Source organism: Bradyrhizobium ottawaense (assembly GCF_002278135.3).
GTDB lineage: Bacteria > Pseudomonadota > Alphaproteobacteria > Rhizobiales > Xanthobacteraceae > Bradyrhizobium > Bradyrhizobium ottawaense.
Genome location: NZ_CP029425.2, coordinates 6,667,935 through 6,684,078, shown reverse-complemented (window position 1 = coordinate 6,684,078; position 16,144 = coordinate 6,667,935). Strand labels below are relative to the sequence as shown.

Sequence of the window (16,144 nt, the reverse complement as noted above, 5' to 3'; positions counted from 1 at the left end):
GCTCCAGCCTGGGCACGCAGGAGAGTGTATCAGTCTAAGGCGTGAGACAGTCACATGACGACTGGGCTCACGTTATCCAGGACGAGGACAGCTCTTGCCTCGGCACCAGGAGTACGAGGTGCTGCTCTGCGGTCGATCGGATGACGACTTCCCCTAGGAGCAAAGCTTAGCTGGGCCAACCGGCCCGGAGCAACAGATGGCGTTTGGTAACAGCATAATCGCCGCAATTGCTCAAAGCGATCCGTATTGAAGAGGGAGGTCTGGCGCTTGATGCCGTGGACCTCGTATTCCTTCTGCAGAAGAAGTTCAGCCGAATAGGCGCCTTCCTGTCCGGTGACGCCGGTAGCAAGTGCACGTTTTTCTATCGTATCAGTCCCTAAAAAGAAAATTTGTGCTTGCACGAAATCTGCTTCGCTAGGGATTGGTGAAAACGAAAGGAATCGAGCTGAGATAACGGCGTTTGGCTGTAATGGTTGAGCAAAGACTTCCGACAGACGTGTGCGTAGGTGTAACCATCTTCGACCGCGTTCATCCTAACCTCGCGGACAGAGCAGATTGGATATGATAAGAGCTCCAGGCTTGGCGTAATAAGTGATCGCGTAAAGGCCCCTATGCGCTTTTGGATTCGAACGCCCCCTTGCATGAAGATGTGCCCTCCGGCACATGATCAGAGACGCCACTACCGTGCTCAAATCCCGAAATAGGAACCGCTTCGCGCCCCTATGCGACTAGGGGACTCCGGTTTGCTGCACATCTAAGGGAGTCGAGTAAATTGAACCGCCGGGTGTCGGATGATATTTCGTGCCCAGGCGGGGAAATGGCGATAGTGATCTTAGGCAGGATGATCGTATCAGCCGCTCGGCCAATATCCATTGATCAGCGCGCCCATTCGTCGAAGATCAGGGCAGGCTGGAGGCAGAGCCGAAGGAACGGCTAATGCCGGGAACTCTACGAGAACAACTGGACCAAGTGGAACACGAAATAAGAACGTACGTCGAGTTCGATGAAGAAGAGAAAGATCGATTCAATCGCGAGTCTTACTTGTGGACTGCAGAGGATCGGGTCGAGTGGCAGGCGTTACAATTTGATAATGCTCAGCGGCTCCGAGAACTGCGCGAAGAACGCGACATTCTGCGCAGCCGCCTTGGCCTATGAAGCGACAGCCGGATGCTCGCTATATAACAGGCGCGAAATATCGCAGCTGCTCCATTTCCCCGAAGCCGAACGCTAAGCCCAAAGTTAATCGTCCCAAGTGCGGTCGCCGCACTCGCACTCAAATGAGCGCACGGTCTTTTCCCGATCTGGGAAATGCACTGCCTTCAGTAAGCGGAGCGTTCTTCCGCACAATCTACACACTCTATTTGGCCGGCTTTCGATTTCGCCAATCTTTTCGGCTCTAAATAGCTCCACCGTGGCCCCCCGAGGTGTTTATGGGTAAGAGTTAGGCAAATATCTAAGCTTTGTCAGTTCAAAAAATCAACTTAGCCCAGAGCCCGCCAACTCCTGACGTTCACTGCAAAAGCAGGCGTCCCGCGGGTGTCTACCGTTGTCGCGGTCGGCTGCGAACCTCGCGCATTACGAGCCACGGGGACCCCGCAATGGCGCTCAGCCGGAATCTGCTTAGGGGCTGCCTTGGACTGCTCTATTCGAGCGACCTACATGAAGCAGAGTGACGCTCTGCGCTAAGGTCGGGCACGGACGTAAAGGACCCGAGCCTTAACTCCAAGTGGGAGGGACTGCCTAACGACGAAGCGGCATGACGTGAGGTGACGAACGTTCGCCGGGGACCGCCGGTCTGTCAATACCCTTTCCACTCCCACCAAACGGGAGATGGAGGGGTCTAACCCGGCGATTAGCGCATCCTTAATTGCGCCTTAGGATTCGAGTGGGACTTTCTGCGACGATTTTCAACAATTTCTCATATGTGTCCCGCAGTCTCGCGGTCATGGAAAAGCGTAAGGTACGCCGGCGGCGCGTCTTCAAAGCCGCTATGATCGAATTTCCCGGGGGCGCGTTCAGCTGCGTCGCACGTGACCTGTCGGAGAGCGGCGCACATTTGGAGGTACCGAGTCAGATTGGAATTCCGCATGAGTTCATGCTGAGGATTCCGACGGCAGAGTCGCACCGGCCGTGCCGAGCGGTGTGGCGCTCCGACAGGCGGATTGGGATCGCTTTTGTATCAGCTTGAGACGTTGTCGTAAAGTTCAGTCTGGATCATGAGGGGAAGTATACGCCTTATGTGCTGGCGATGGGCGGCGACGATGTGCGGTTGCTGCCGCTCCACGTGCGGAAAGCAAGCTTGCAACAGCTCTTGGCACGCCGGCCGGATGGGATCAGCGTACCCCCTTCGAGCGAGGCGACATCGCGGATCTATTCCGGGCAGCGTGCCGCATGGGGCTTGAGGGGCTAGTCTCGAAACATCGCGCCGGCGTACCGCGGTGGCCGGCAGAATCACTGGATCAAGGTAAAGAACCGGAGGTAGCCGGCGGTCGGACGGGTTATGCCTCCTAGAATTAATCTGCGCGATCTGGGTGAGATGCTATCAAAGGGCGTGTCACGCTGAGTGGCGCGTCGGGCGGCCCCGGTGCGTCCGCAGCCAGCCCCCCGCGACGGCCGGGGTCGTTCCTAGGACTGAAGCGTGGATATTAATCCTCGGCGCCAGCGTGAACAGGCGGTCGTGTCACAAGGTTGTGGCATGGCCATTGCACTGTCGTAACCAACTGGGATTTCAGCGCTCAGTTTGAGACTGAAACGCTGCCGGGACCTGTATTTCGAGCCCGGCAGCGTTGTGTTTTGGGACCAATGAGACATGAACCGGGGTCTGCCAGCTGGAACGGTCTTAATCGTCCCAAGTGAGCTTCTGCAGTCGGCGCGCTTGAAAATGCGAACCGGCTTGGTCGATGCGGGTGTTAGCCTTCCACCCGGCTCAGTCGGCCGCTACATTGTGAGCACATGTCGAATTGTCATGGGGGCTGCAGAGGCGGCGAACTTATGCGCGGCATGTAATGCTCGTTAGCGGCTCAAGAAACTAAGTAAAGCTAATCAGCCGAGGACGTCCTTACTCAGTCTGGACTCGAGCATGGCGGGCGGCCTACTACGCAAGGTGCCGCTCTGAAGCAGCTCCTGCGGCCGGTGCCGCGACGTTCCGCACGATCGGCGATGCTAGCACGTAGGCCCGCCAGCTGAGTCGACGACCATCACACCTGCTTATGCAGTCCCCAAACGCAATGAGCAGGAGGGCGAGCCGCGCGCCTAGAGGCCCGCAACTCTGAACCGACGAGCACAAGATCGCTCCTCAGGTTTGCTTGCCGCGCATGCAGTTGATGACAAACTCTCGCTTTGCGCGACCTTGCCCTTTCATAATTCCCCCGGCGCTCGAAAAACCACGTTCGCTAGCGAGTTGCCTGCAGCTGTCGAGACCTCGGACAAAGGCTTTTCGAGACATGCCCTGCTGAGCCTGTACAGCGCCGGCCGCCAAAGCCAAAGCCACGGAAGCTAATACAATAGACCTGATCATTCCCAGTCTCCCATGTCTTACCAGGAGAGGAATGGCATGAGCCCCGCTTTGACCGGGATGTTTCACGCCTGTGTCAGCAATGATGACTTGCAAACCCCTTAGCACTGCTCTCAAACGCAGTGCTCAGCATTGCCTGTCGCTTGTGGATTGTAGCGCGATGGCCCGCGGGGGTGAACCAGCGGGCCTCTGCCTTCAGTAGTGATACGGCCGGCATGACGGCGCTGTTGTGAAATCAAACCCGCTGACGGTAGTGCCGATCTTCGCGAGGCGCAAGCCAGCTTAGAGCAGAGCCGGGCAAGCGGGAAGCCGGCTAGCCGCATGGGCACATTTTCGGCGGCTGCTGCTGAGCCTCATCCGGCCACTTGCCAGTTCTCACGCCTAAGTCGCTGAACTCTGGCTATGAACACGGACGGCACGGTCGCTGGTTCGAGACGAAGGTAACAGGATGCATCCTGGATAGAGCCAGTAGCTGCGCCTTGTAAAGTCAAAGTAACATTCTAGCAGGGTTAGTCAGGTAGGATGTAGCTTTACTTTACCGACAGATCAGTCCTGGGATTACCATGACCTCAGATTGCAACGATGAATTAGCAGTTATTTCAAGAGAAATTGCGGCGAAACAACTAAGCGTTGAAAACCAAGCGATCTTGATTGAGGTGCTTGAACGTGACGGACACGACATGAATGAGCAAAGAAGGGTCCTTGCCAGAGAGCGATCAGCCTTGGCAACGCAATTCGCTCGACAATTTCAGTTGCTAGAGAAAAGCTGTACATCAGGAGATTGAGCCCCATTGGCAGGCAACATACATGACAGAACGTCGGAAGCTTGAGCGCATTGATGTGGACGAGGTCGCCTATATGTTTGGCGACGGCGCCAGTTCACGCTGCCGCGTTCTCAACATGTCCGAACATGGCGCGGCAATCGAACTTCCGTCGAAGCGTTTCGTGAATTCCACATTCAAATTGATGCTTGAGAAAGATCGCACCGTATATAGTTGCCGACTAATCTGGTCGAATGACAATCGCATTGGGGTATCGTTCGAATAGTCTTGACGATAACCCTGATCAGAAATGGATTTTCACGGTGCTATCCCCGGCATGGGATCGACGATGTCCAACAATAGAGTTGAAACACGCCCGTGGTCACCCGAAGAAGAAGCGCACCTTCTGAGGCTCATCGAAAGTGGCATGACCGCGAGCGAGGTTGGGCAGGAATTGGGACGCACTCGCTTGGCGGTCTACGGTCGATTGCTGCGCTTCCACAAGCAGCGAGGCCGAGTAAGCCGCACTAGCGGACGTTTGTTCCCGCAATGGGCCGATTAGCTAATTTCATGGCGATCTAACTCTTGCCCGCGTCGCACCATGCCTCGATGGAGGGGCTGTCTGGTATGGTGGACGCGATCCATCGCCGCGCCTTAGCTGGAGCCAACGGCTCGGGGCTTGAACAGTGATGAGCGAAAGAATTCATTAGCTTTCATGTGACTAACTGGCAGAGTGCCGATTACCGCTGATTACGGCATATGGAATGGGAATGTCGGCCCCGGCTGTTCTCCCAACCTGCGGCTGGGGCCGTTTTGAACTTTTTTCTGTATCGTTCAACCCGGTCCACAGCCATGCTTAAAGGCATTGCCACCGCGCTATTTGGAATGGGCATTTTTTCGCAGCTCGATCGAGCGTTTTTCTGTGGCAGCAATACCGACGCGGCGTTCAGGCTTGCTCGAGAGATTGGTCGCGGATTTGGGCTGTAGAACGGCGCCCTACGTTCGTGGGGCTAGCGCATACTCCGCGGCAGCTCTTCTTCAACAGTATCACGACGGTCCGCGACATTCGTCTGATCGGCAATGCCCAAAGTATAGCGCGACGATCTGGGTCGGAAGAGCGCGGCGATCAGGATGGCGAGTCAGTGTCGCGGCGCGATGATGATCGCCGCGATGATTGTCGCGCGCAAGAGTTTTGTTTGCTTTGATTGTCGCGGAGCGTCAATCAAGCGAGCGTTTTTTGTGTCGCGTGCTCCGGTGGCCGCCCTGGACCACGCTTTCGCTCGAGGGCAGTCCGCCTGCGATAGCTCTCGACGTTCATCTCGACGATGGTGGCGTGGTGAACAAGGCGATCGATCGCCGCGAGGGTCATAGCTGGGTCCGGAAAGACCTTGTTCCATTCTCCAAAGGGCTGATTGGCGGTGATCAGCAAAGAGCGTCGCTCGTAGCGTGCGCTGATGAGCTCGAACAGCACACTGGTCTCGGCCTGGTCCTTGGTGACATAGGCAAGATCGTCCAAGATGACGAGATCGAAGCGATCGAGGCGGTTGATGGCGCCCTCGAGGTTGAGCTCGCGGCGAGCCACCTGGAGCTTCTGCACGAGATCGGTGGTGCGGGTGAACAGGACGCGCCATCCGTTCTCGATGAGGGCCAAGCCGATTGCTGCCGCCAAGTGGCTCTTGCCTCCACCGGGCGGACCAAACAGCAGCAGATTGGCGCCCTTGCCGAGCCAGCCGTCGCCGGCGGCGAGTGCGGTCATTTGCGCCTTGGAGATCATCGGCACGGCCTCGAAGTCGAAGCTGTCAAAGGTCTTTCCGGTAGGCAGCCGCGCCTCGACGAGATGGCGCTCGATGCGGCGGCGGCCGCGCTCAGCGATCTCGTGCTCGGCAATGGTGGCGAGGAAGCGCGCCGCCGGCCAGCCTTCTTTATCGGATTGCTCGGCAAATTGCGGCCACAGCGCCTTGATGGCGGGCAGCCGCAGCTCGTTGAGCAACAGATTGAGGCGCGCGGTGTCGACTACGTTGGTTGTGCTCATGCGGCGCCTCCGATCTCGGCGGTACCGATGAGGCATTCATAGGTGGCGAGCGGTGCGAGGCGTACCACGACGTTCGGCACCTGGGCGGGATCCGGGGCGAAGTGAGTACGTAGCCGGTTGAGGTCGGGCAGCCGGCCGTCGTTCAGGTCAGCCGTGAGCTGATTGGCGAGTTCGGCCTCGCAACCGCGCTCATGGGCGAGTGCGAGGAGATCGACCATGATCCGGCAGGCCTTCTTGTCCGGTAAGCGTTTGCGCAAGACGTCGAAGGCTCGGCGGTAAGCTTCCCGGGGGAACAGCTGGTCGCGGTAGACCAGGTTGAGGAGCGCCATCGGCTTGCGCCGCAAGGAATGGATCACGTGCCGATAATCGACGACCTGATCGTGCTTGCCATTGGGATGCGGCCGCCCGCGCGGCAAGGTGAGGAGATGCGTGCCGCCGACAAACACGTCGAGGTGATCGTCATACAGGCGCACCCGCAGCCGATGGCCGATCAAGCGCGACGGCACCGTGTAGAACACCTTGCGCAAGGTGAAGCCGCCGGACGACGTCACGTGGACGATCACCTCTTCATAGTCCGACGTGCGGCGGTCCGGCAGATCCTGAAGTGCGCTACGTTCACTGTCGATCCGCTTGGCGTTGCGGGCATTGCGGCGGCTGGCGATCTCATCGATGAAGCCACGATAGGCAGCTAGATCGTCGAAGTCGGCGGTGCCACGCAGCAACAGCGCGTCGCCGATCGCTCGCTTGAGATGACCATGCGAACTCTCGATCGCCCCGTTCTCGTGGGCGATGCCACGATTGTTGCGGGAAGGCCGCATGCCGTAATGGGCACAGAGGTCTTCGTATCGCCGCGTCAGATCGTCTTTGGCGTCGCGGTCGAGATTGCAAAAGGCGGCCGACAGGCTGTCGGTGCGATGCTCCCGTGGCGCCCCACCGAGTGACCACAAGGCATTCTGCAGGCCTTCGGCCAGAGCGACGAAGCTCTCACCGCCGAGCACGACATGGGCGTGCTCAAACCCGGAATAGGCCAGCCGGAAGTGATAGAGACGATGGTCGAGCGGTACGCCCGCGATCGTGACACCCAATTCGCCCATGTCGGTGAAGTCGGACAGGCCGCGCTGACCGGGTTCGTGGGTCTGGCGGAAGATGACCTCCTGCTCCTCGCCGTGGATCGCCCGCCAGGCCCGGATCCGGCGCTCCAGCGTGCGACGGATGCCGGCGCCGAGCTCGGGATGGCGTCGGAGCAACTCCTCGAAGATCGTGACCGGCCGCACACCGGGGGCGGCCTTCAGCATCGGCGCGATATCTGTCTCAAATACGCGGGCCAAGGGATCTGGCCGGCGACGGCCGCGGGGAGCCTTCTTCTGCGACGGAAGGCGTCGATCCTTCTCGATCCGGTAAGCGGTCGAGGTGCTGAACGAAGCCTTGGCGGCGGCCACGGGTGGGCTATCGGTCTGACGGTACTTCATGTAGAGCCTCATTTGGTGATCGGTAATGTGTCGGCCTGGCACGCGAGTGATTCCTCTTGGCGGAAGAACCACTTGCATAACCAGCCGGCCGCGATCACCAGTCGGCGCGGTCCGCTGTGGATCGCGCCGACGCCGGGCTCGTAACTCCGGTCGGGCTACGCCCTCCCTGCGTCACGAGCCCGGCGTAGCCCTCTCATCATGGTCGACGCTCCACTTCGCATTGCCTCGCCTTAATTGTTACCGGATCCTAAGCCGTTGCCTCACGTAAATTGCTCCCCTGGACCGGGAACGAGCGAGGGGCGGAGATGGGGTGGCTAAGCATGGCAACGCGGAAGGAACTGACGGCGGCGGCAGGCGTGCGCTATCGGCGGTCGGATCGCGCGAAGAAGGCGCGGATATTGGACGAGTTCGTCGACATCACCGGATTCCATCGGAAGCATGCGATGCGTCTACTTCGAAACCAGGAAGGCGTACATCCGGGCCGACGGGCGCGACGTCGGATATATAATGAAGCAGAACACACCGCACTCGTGCTGCTTTGGGAGGCGTCAGACCGCATCTGCGGGAAGCGACTGAAAGCATTAATGCCCGCGCTGATTGAGGCGATGGAACGGTACGGGCACCTCGACCTTGCCCCTGAGATTCGCACCAAACTTTTGGCGATGAGCGCTGCGACGATCGACCGCGCCTTGGTGCGGGTTCGAGAAAAATTGGGTCGCAAGCGCCGGCGGCACGCGGGGCATTCCCTGCGTCGCAGTATTCCAATACGGACTTCGGCAGATTGGAATGATCCGGCGCCGGGATTCGTCGAGGCCGACCTTGTAGCGCATAGCGGTCCATCTGCGCGCGGCAGCTTCATCCAGACCCTCGTGCTCACCGACATTGCTACCGGCTGGACAGAGTGCGCACCTCTGATCGTGCGCGAACAGACGCTGGTGAGCACGGTGCTGACGGAATTGCGCAAGCAATTGCCTTTTGCGCTGCTCGGCTTCGACACGGACAATGACACCGTGTTCATGAATGAGACGTTGAAGGCCTACTGCGAGGCGGCCAACATTGTCTTCACGCGTTGCCGTCCCTACCGGAAGAATGACCAGGCGTTCGTCGAGCAAAAGAACGGCGCCGTCGTGCGCAGGATGGTCGGCTATCGTAGGTTCGAAGGCCTGGAGGCGGCCAAGCTACTGGCGGAACTCTATCGGTCAGCGCGGCTGTTCGTAAACTTCTTCCAACCTTCGTTCAAACTGTTAGCCAAGCAGCGCGACGGTGCTCGTGTACGTAAGACATACAGCGCGCCGGCAACACCCCACCAGCGCCTGTCAGCGGACGCCCGCACGCCTGATGCGGTCCGCCACCATCTCCAGGAAATCTATACCGCTCTCGATCCGGTCACGTTGTTGCGCGACATCCGCGACGTGCAGGAGCGCCTCGCGGCGCTCGCGGATATCCAACCATCCGCCCATCCTGCTGCGGCATCACAATCGATTGATCGCTTCCTGGCAAGCCTGCGAACGGCCTGGAAGGACGGCGCCACGCGCCCGACGGATCGGCCAATCGTGAAGGCTAAAAGGGGCCGGCGTCGTCCCGATCCGCTTATCCGGGCAACGTCAGATTTGAGAAAATGGTTTGAAGCCGAGCCTTGGCGGACCGGCAGCGAACTGCTCTCGCGCCTGCAGGTGGAATATCCTGGAGACTATCCGAACAAGCTTCTTCGAACCCTTCAACGTCGGTTGAAATCCTGGCGCAGCGAGCAAGCGAATGCGCTGCTGTTTGCTTCAGAAAAAATGCCGCCAGGGCATGAGGTCACAACACCCCAATGACGTGCGAGGTGCCAGCGGAGGAGGCCGGGCGCTCCGAAACCCCGGCCATCTCCGCACCCGGCCTCCTCCTCAACTCAGGCCAGGAGCAAAATAAATGAGGCAACTGATCGCGCCCGGGAGCATCGATATGTGAGGCAATACGCACTTCCATCCTGTTCGCCGCGCGGCACCCAAAGTCAGCACAAATTCACGAGTGCCTAGGACGGGACCGTGCGCTCTGTCCAAAGTCACAGGAATGGCTTTTCCATAATTGCTTGACTCGACCAAGTCATGGAGTGCTTCAAAGATCATCCGGTAACGGGCCCCGCAACGCATTCGCCTCGTCCCACGGCGCAGCATCCAGATATCGCGCCTGTTAAGGAACTCGTTACCCGTCAATGTGACCATTTGCACGTTTTAGGTCGCGTATGCGGCAGCGAGTTCTGAGCAGGTTAGAGATTTTCGACACGCCCGGTTGGCGGTTCTCGTTGAAGAGAGGCCAATGTTTAGGGGTCTCACAGTGGCCTTATGGCGCTGAGTAGCACAGCGCAATTGGATCGATACCTAACCAGCGGTCGGTACATTGACGTCCCCGCGGATATGCTGTGGCAAATCATGCACTCATTGCTTCTAGCTGACAAAACTTCTGAGGTCGCGTGATGGAAGGCATTTCCTGGGCTGATCTCGACGCGGAGGAGCGCCGCGCCATTGCGATACTGGGGGCCGGACTTTCTATCGAGCTTTGTGATCCGATCGTTCTCTTGAAGTTAAAGTGGCTCGGGCTGATGGTGGGATCTCATCTGACGGCTGCTGCGCACGACTTGCGGAGGCGCACTATTCTAGAGGAGCTCCAGACTAGCGATGCGTATTCGCCCGAGTCTTCTCAGTCTTTCGCAAGCTGCGAAGATAATAGCCCTGCCTCTGAACGGCCTTCTTGATTTCGTCGCTGACCTTGTGAACTCTGCTTCTGCTCCTACGCCATTTTTTGGAAGAGTAGGGCTGGGGCATTGGGGAGCCATTGCTTATGACGAGAAAGTCCCGCTTACCGTTGCAATAGACATCAAACATGTCTCACCCCCGCAGTTCATATTGATCAGAGCAAAAATTGTTTTGTGACAGCCGCTCTAGTTTAGTGGCTGAAATCCTAATCGGGTGGTAGCTTTGTAATGTTGGGCAACGTTTTCTCCCGCCGGCGTTGCGGACACAAGGTCGGCTGGGAACCTGCCTGACTTGTTGATATCGGGAAACGTCAGTGCTGCTAAGCGGCAAACGCGTTCTGTTTTTATGCTGTCCGTATGCCACGCCAATGACGACATAGCCGCTGTCGAACACCTGCCAGGCGGATGCCGACCGACGGCGGGCCCCTTAGGCTGATGAATCGTTCAGCGCAGCCGGCGCATCGGTCCACTTAAGAAGCGCTGATCCTGATCTCACGAAGCAGCAACATTCGTTTGGTCTGAGCAGCATTGAGCAGGCCCTCGAACAGAGCCAAGACCTCACGCGCCTGAACGTAGACTTCGGTAGTGATCGCGTCTTGATCGAAGCCATAGGCAGCAAGGCGGGCGTCGATCTCGGTCGCGGCGACCGGATCAATGCGCCAACTCAAGGCATTTTGCTGGGTGTAGTATTCGGCTTGATCTTCGAAGTTGGGATCGATCCCGATTATATCGATGCGCCGCAGCGCCGCCTCAACCGCCTTTTGGCGATAGCTCTCGAGCAATTTATGCCGCAACATGCGGTAGCGCTGGATGTCCCAGGACCGCTCGGCGACATCGATCGCAAGCAGCCACTCGATGGCGGACCGTGGCGCAAGATCTGTGAAGACCGCCTGCCGGAGCGCCTGGTAGTGTTCGAGTTGTTCGCCGGGCAGCAGCAGGGGCGGGGGCGCCAAGGACTCAAACTCGACCGGGAGCGCCGTTATGGCTAGCGCGCGCGCGGTTTGGAATAGACCGTTCATCCGGCGGCCTCCGAATCCAGGTTTGCCGCAGGCGACGCGGCGCCGACGGCGACGTTGGCGGGATCGTGGACGGGGCTCGCCGCCCACAGCTCCTGCGCCACCGGCAGCGGCGAGATCTGCAGGTTGGCCCACCACGCCCGTTCATTGCCGTGCCGATGCAGCTCCTGGTGACGCGGCACAGGGGGACAGTGAACTCATCGCTGACCTTGCGGCCGAGCGCCCGGGCTTGAGCGCATTTCAGATGATGGGCATCGCATGGGGTTTGCCGGCAAACCAGGCAGGGCTGCTCGCGGACAAACACCAGGCCATCCCAACATATACCGCGGAAGCTGCTCGGGCAGGTCTGTTTTGCCCTCATCGTAGAATAGGGTGCTATGGCGAACGAAGCGGACAACCGGTCGAGATGCGCATGTGCGGAATTGCAGCCGTGCTGCAGTCGGCCCAGCCGGCGGCCTCGGGGGGCGGTCGTTGCCCCGCTACCGGGGACCATTACGACTGCAAATCGCGTGGTCTTCGTTTCCTTGGCGGACCGGAACGATAAAGACCCCGCACTTTCTGCTGTTGAAAAAGCTCCCCGCATACGTCACGCAACCATTGGCTTGCCGGGTCGTGATGGAAGCGGGCGTGCCAATATTGCTTCACCGTAAAGCCGGCGATCGCCAGCGGGCAATCAAGCACGCTCAGTCCGTAATAATGAGCCAACGTTTCGCCAATGTGCCTTGGGAGGGTAGCGATCAGGTCAGTCGTACCGATGATCGCGGGTAGCCCCAAAAAGCCGGGTAGCTCAAGCACGACATCAAGGACTATCCGCTGCTCCCGTAGCGCGTCCGCGAGCAACTGATGTCCGGTGCCGGAGCGAATGAGGACGTGTGCCTCCCGCCTGAAATCCTTTGCGGTGATGCGCTTGCGGATCCGGGCATGTCTTGCGTTTGCCAGGCAGACCCAATCCTGCGGAAAGAGTGCCTGTTGGAAGTGCCCCGCGTCGAGGTCCGAGATGTAGCCGAGCGCCAGATCGGCCTCGCCAGACTGCAGCATTCGTGGGGTATCGCCGCCGATCTGCGCCGCCTCAATGCGGATGCCCGGCGCAACGCGACGAACGTGAGCGAGGATGGCCGGAAGCAGCGTGATGTGGCTCGCATCCGTCATGCAGATGACGAAGCGGCGCTTGGCAGTCGCCGGATCAAAGTCGGAGCGAAGCTCCGCCAGACGACGCAGCATCTCCAACGCTTGTCTGGCCGCGCCGATGAGAGCCTCGGCGCGCGGAGTCGGCAACATTCCCTGTGCTGAGCGGATGAAGAGTGGATCGTCCAGTTCCTTTCGCAGGCGTGCCAGCCAGATCGAAACGGTCGGCTGACTCTGACCGAGTTTCTCGGCTGCCTTGGTGACACTGCCCGTGGTGAACAATGCATCGAAGAGCCTGAGCAGGCGAGGCTCCAGCAGTTTCGTCTCGGGGTGATCCTGAGGTTTCATTGCAAATGACAATAATGCATATAAGAATCATAGCATATCTTAATGTCAACCAGCCTGCTACCACGCGACCAACGCCGAGAATGGCGCTGGGGGAAGCGTTCGATGAGGATCTGCTTTATCGGAGCGGGGGCCTTAGGCTCGACCATCGGCGGCACGCTGGCGCGTGGGGGAGCCGAGGTCTGGCTAATTGATCCGTTCCAGGCCCATGTTGACACAATCAACGCCCGCGGGCTTCGCATGCGCGAAGGTAGCGCCGAGACCGTCGTGACGGTCACCGCCTGCACGTCCGCGGCCCAGGTCGGCGTCAAGGCTGACCTCGTCATCGTCCTCGTCAAATCCTACCACACGAGTGAGGCCATCCGGGCGGCCGCGCAGATCATCGGGCCGCACACGGTCGTGATGTCGCTTCAAAATGGTCTTGGCCACGAGGACATCCTGTCGGAGGAAGTTGGTCGTGACCGGGTCATGGCGGGCAAGACCTACGTTGGTGGCGTGCTGCTCGGCCCCGGTCACGTTCGCTCCGGGGTCATCGGCAAGGAAACCATCATCGGCGAGCTTGATGGACGCTTGACGGAACGCGCACGGCGAATTTCCGAGACGTTCAACCGCGCCGGCATCCTCACACTGCTCAGCGACAACATCCTGGGCACGATGTGGGACAAGCTGTTCATCAACGTTGCCGGAGGAGGAATTACTGCCATTACCGGCCTGACCTATGGCGGTCTCTATTCGCTGCCGATCCTGGAAGATTGCGCGCTGGCCGCGATCTCAGAGGGCATCGCGGTCGCGCGGGCGGCTGGCGTGAAGATCTCGATCACCGACCCGCGGCGCGCTTGGACGATGGCATCCGCTGGTCTACCGCCCGAGTTCAAGACGTCGATGTTGCAAAGTTTGCAGTCCGGCAACTTGACTGAGATCGACTACATCCACGGGTCCGTCGTGCGCTGGGGCGCCAGGCTCAACGTCCCGACCCCCGTCAATTCCACCCTTGTCGCGCTGGTCAAGGGCATCGAATACGCCCGCAGCGACTATCCTGGAAGGTCCTAAGACGATGTCGCTGCCCCGTGCCTACGTCGAACACGTCGCCATCCGTGTGCCGGACGTTGATCGTCACGTTGGTTTCTTTCGTGAGGTGCTTGGTCTTCCCATTCGCGACGAGCAACCCGCCGATGGTGCCCGCCCGCGTCAGGTATGGGTGCTCGGAAGCGTGCAACTCATCGAGGATCCGAACTTCGTCGGACCGGAGGGGCGCCTCGCCCATCTCGGGATCATGGTCGACGACTACGAAGGTGTGCTCGCCCGTGCCGCCGCCTGGGGCGCCAAGGCGCTGCCTACGGGACCGAACTGGCTCGAACTCCCGGGCGGGCTGAACGTCGAAATCTTGCAAGCCAGTGCAGGCGCTGTGGAAGCGGCCCTGGCGATCAATCCACGGGCCTAAGGAACACGCGACATGACCGATGAGCGCTACTGGGACGATGCCAAGGTCGGCGACGAATGCGTCACTCCCTCAGTGACGGTTACCGAAACGATGGTGAATGCCTACGCAGAACTAACCGGCGACTTCACGCCTGTTCATGTCGACGAGGAATACGCCAAGACCACACCATTCGGTACGCGCGTCGCGCACGGGCTGTTTGGTCTGTCGCTGGCCGACGGTTTGAAGACCCGTGCCGACTACCGCTTCCTTCCCGGAATGTCGCTGGGCTGGACGTGGGATTTCAAGCTGCCGATCAAGCTCGGCGATACCGTGCATGTGAAGTTCCGCGTTGGATCAATGCGCGCCACGAAGCGGGAAGGGTGGGGCATCGTGGTGCTGCCCTCGGAGCTGATCAACCAGCGCGGCGAAGTGGTGCAGCTAGGCGAGCACCGGCTGATGATTCCCATGCGATCGAAGACTAGCGTCGCGGGAGAGCGGGCATGACCGCGCAGGATCTGCCGCTCAAGGGCATTCGCGTCATCGACTACAGCCATTTCCTGGCAGGCCCGTTCATGGGCCGTTGCCTTGCCGCGATGGGCGCTGAGGTCATCAAGGTGGAGCGTCCGACGGCAGGCGATGCGGGCCGCGCCCATGGCTATTTCAAGGACGGACAGTCCGGCTACTTCCTGCAGCAGAACATGGGCAAGCAGGGAGTGTGCATCGACCTGCGCGATAAGCGCGGTCTTGACATGATGATGAAGCTGGTCGACACGGCCGACGTCTTCATCGAGAACTACCGCCCCGGCGCGCTCGATCGACTCGGGCTCGGCTACAAGGCGCTGTCGGCGCGCAATCCCGGGCTGATCTACTGCTCGGTCTCCGCCTATGGCCACACCGGTCCCTATGCCGACCGTCCGGGCTTCGGCCTGATCGCAGAGGCGATGTCGGGCGCTTTGGCGCAGCTGGGCTGCCCCGGCGAAGCGCCGCCGCTGCTGCGGATGCCACTCGCCGACATGTATACCGGCATTCACGGTGTGGCTGCCATCAATGCCGCGCTGGTCGGCCGCGCGTCGTCCGGGCGCGGTCAACACATCGATCTGGCGCTGTACGACTGCATGGTCTCGATGCACGACTATGCAGTGCAGCGCTACTTCCTCTCCGGCGGTACCGATCTGCCGAAGCAGACTGGAAGCGGACAGCCAGACTCGACCGTCTACGGCGTCTTTCCGGCAAGGGACGGCAATCTTGTCATCGCCGCGCAAGTTGATGATGCGTGGCGACGATTGGCGAGCCTGATCGGAGGAGACGCGCTGGCATCCGACGAACGCTTCACCACGCCTGCTGCGCGCAACGCCCACTATACTGAAGCTATGGAGATTGTGCGCACCTGGACGCTGTCGCAGCCCTCTCGGGACGCCTGTCTTGCGGCACTCGACGAAGCAGGCGTGCCGTCCGCTCCCGTGCAGACCATCGAAGAGGTTGTGAAGGATCCGCAGATCCACGCGCGCGGCATGCTGGTCGAGCAGGAGCATCCTGTGCTCGGCAAGGTGACGTTACCGAACCTGCCCTTCCGCTTCTCCAACTGCGACACCACGGTGCGAATTCCGGCGCCGCTGCTCGGCCAGGACAATCGCCGTATTGCAGAGTCGCTGGGACTTTCGGCCGAGCTCGTCGAGGCGATGGTGCGTGACGGGGTCCTCTACAACGAACTCGCAGTGCAGGAGTGAG

The 16,144-nt window shown here is 59.8% G+C and carries 13 protein-coding genes and 2 pseudogenes; 8 read left to right on the top strand and 7 right to left on the bottom strand.

Going from position 1 to position 16,144, the window contains the following annotated elements; translation table 11 throughout:
- Positions 1-224: 224 nt before the first annotated feature.
- Positions 225-365 (bottom strand): annotated as a pseudogene (locus CIT37_RS31570) (GDP-mannose 4,6-dehydratase); the annotation flags it as partial.
- A gap of 1,580 nt (positions 366-1,945) precedes the next feature.
- On the opposite strand from CIT37_RS31570, the gene CIT37_RS31565 reads away from it, so the two are divergent.
- Positions 1,946-2,188 carry a PilZ domain-containing protein gene (locus tag CIT37_RS31565; protein ID WP_167456580.1) on the top strand — a complete coding sequence of 81 codons (243 nt, stop codon included), beginning with the start codon at positions 1,946-1,948 and terminating at the stop codon, positions 2,186-2,188.
- Between the two features lie 1,107 nt (positions 2,189-3,295).
- On the opposite strand, the gene CIT37_RS31560 is transcribed toward CIT37_RS31565, so the two are convergent.
- Entirely contained in the window at positions 3,296-3,517 is a 222-nt protein-coding gene (locus tag CIT37_RS31560) for a hypothetical protein (protein WP_152036285.1), read from the bottom strand.
- A 560-nt stretch (positions 3,518-4,077) separates the two neighbouring features.
- Here CIT37_RS31560 and CIT37_RS31555 point away from each other — a divergent pair.
- Together CIT37_RS31555 and CIT37_RS31550 are read left to right on the top strand one after the other, a co-directional pair.
- Positions 4,078-4,299, top strand: coding sequence for a hypothetical protein (locus tag CIT37_RS31555; protein ID WP_095424355.1), 222 nt, complete (start codon positions 4,078-4,080; stop codon positions 4,297-4,299).
- A gap of 22 nt (positions 4,300-4,321) precedes the next feature.
- A complete protein-coding gene (locus tag CIT37_RS31550) occupies positions 4,322-4,561 on the top strand; it encodes a PilZ domain-containing protein (RefSeq protein ID WP_095424354.1) in 240 nt (79 codons plus the stop codon).
- Positions 4,562-5,497: 936 nt separating this feature from the next.
- On the opposite strand, the gene istB is transcribed toward CIT37_RS31550, so the two are convergent.
- Entirely contained in the window at positions 5,498-6,307 is an 810-nt protein-coding gene (gene istB, locus CIT37_RS31545) for an IS21-like element ISBj11 family helper ATPase IstB (RefSeq protein WP_018270204.1), read from the bottom strand.
- Positions 6,304-7,818: an IS21-like element ISBj11 family transposase gene (istA, locus tag CIT37_RS31540; protein ID WP_039228609.1), complete on the bottom strand. Its 1,515-nt coding sequence runs from the start codon at positions 7,816-7,818 to the stop codon at positions 6,304-6,306. The genes istB and istA overlap by 4 nt, the downstream gene beginning before the upstream one ends.
- A gap of 263 nt (positions 7,819-8,081) precedes the next feature.
- Between istA and CIT37_RS31535 the strand changes: the two genes are divergently transcribed.
- Positions 8,082-9,593, top strand: coding sequence for an ISNCY-like element ISBj12 family transposase (locus tag CIT37_RS31535; RefSeq protein ID WP_011084703.1), 1,512 nt, complete (start codon positions 8,082-8,084; stop codon positions 9,591-9,593).
- 1,387 nt (positions 9,594-10,980) lie between these two features.
- Here CIT37_RS31535 and CIT37_RS31530 read toward each other — a convergent pair.
- From CIT37_RS31530 to CIT37_RS31520, 3 genes and pseudogenes are all read right to left on the bottom strand, one after another.
- Positions 10,981-11,529 carry a hypothetical protein gene (locus tag CIT37_RS31530; protein WP_244611300.1) on the bottom strand — a complete coding sequence of 183 codons (549 nt, stop codon included), beginning with the start codon at positions 11,527-11,529 and terminating at the stop codon, positions 10,981-10,983.
- Positions 11,526-11,833, bottom strand: a pseudogene (locus tag CIT37_RS31525) (DUF968 domain-containing protein); the annotation flags it as partial. The pseudogene CIT37_RS31525 and the gene CIT37_RS31530, both read right to left, overlap by 4 nt.
- A gap of 185 nt (positions 11,834-12,018) precedes the next feature.
- Positions 12,019-12,999, bottom strand: a complete 981-nt coding sequence (locus CIT37_RS31520; protein WP_095425231.1) for a LysR family transcriptional regulator — start codon at positions 12,997-12,999, stop codon at positions 12,019-12,021.
- A gap of 102 nt (positions 13,000-13,101) precedes the next feature.
- On the opposite strand from CIT37_RS31520, the gene CIT37_RS31515 reads away from it, so the two are divergent.
- Genes CIT37_RS31515 through CIT37_RS31500 form a run of 4 tightly spaced genes read left to right on the top strand, consistent with a single transcriptional unit; the run spans position 13,102 to position 16,143 of the window.
- The gene (locus tag CIT37_RS31515; protein ID WP_028142349.1) at positions 13,102-14,046 is read left to right on the top strand and encodes a ketopantoate reductase family protein; all 945 of its coding nucleotides are present in this window, start codon (positions 13,102-13,104) and stop codon (positions 14,044-14,046) included.
- A gap of 4 nt (positions 14,047-14,050) precedes the next feature.
- The gene (locus tag CIT37_RS31510) at positions 14,051-14,437 is read left to right on the top strand and encodes a VOC family protein (RefSeq protein ID WP_095425232.1); all 387 of its coding nucleotides are present in this window, start codon (positions 14,051-14,053) and stop codon (positions 14,435-14,437) included.
- A gap of 12 nt (positions 14,438-14,449) precedes the next feature.
- Positions 14,450-14,920, top strand: a complete 471-nt coding sequence (locus tag CIT37_RS31505; protein WP_028142351.1) for a MaoC family dehydratase — start codon at positions 14,450-14,452, stop codon at positions 14,918-14,920.
- A complete protein-coding gene (locus CIT37_RS31500) occupies positions 14,917-16,143 on the top strand; it encodes a CaiB/BaiF CoA transferase family protein (protein WP_038949614.1) in 1,227 nt (408 codons plus the stop codon). The genes CIT37_RS31505 and CIT37_RS31500 overlap by 4 nt, the downstream gene beginning before the upstream one ends.
- Position 16,144: the final 1 nt, after the last annotated feature.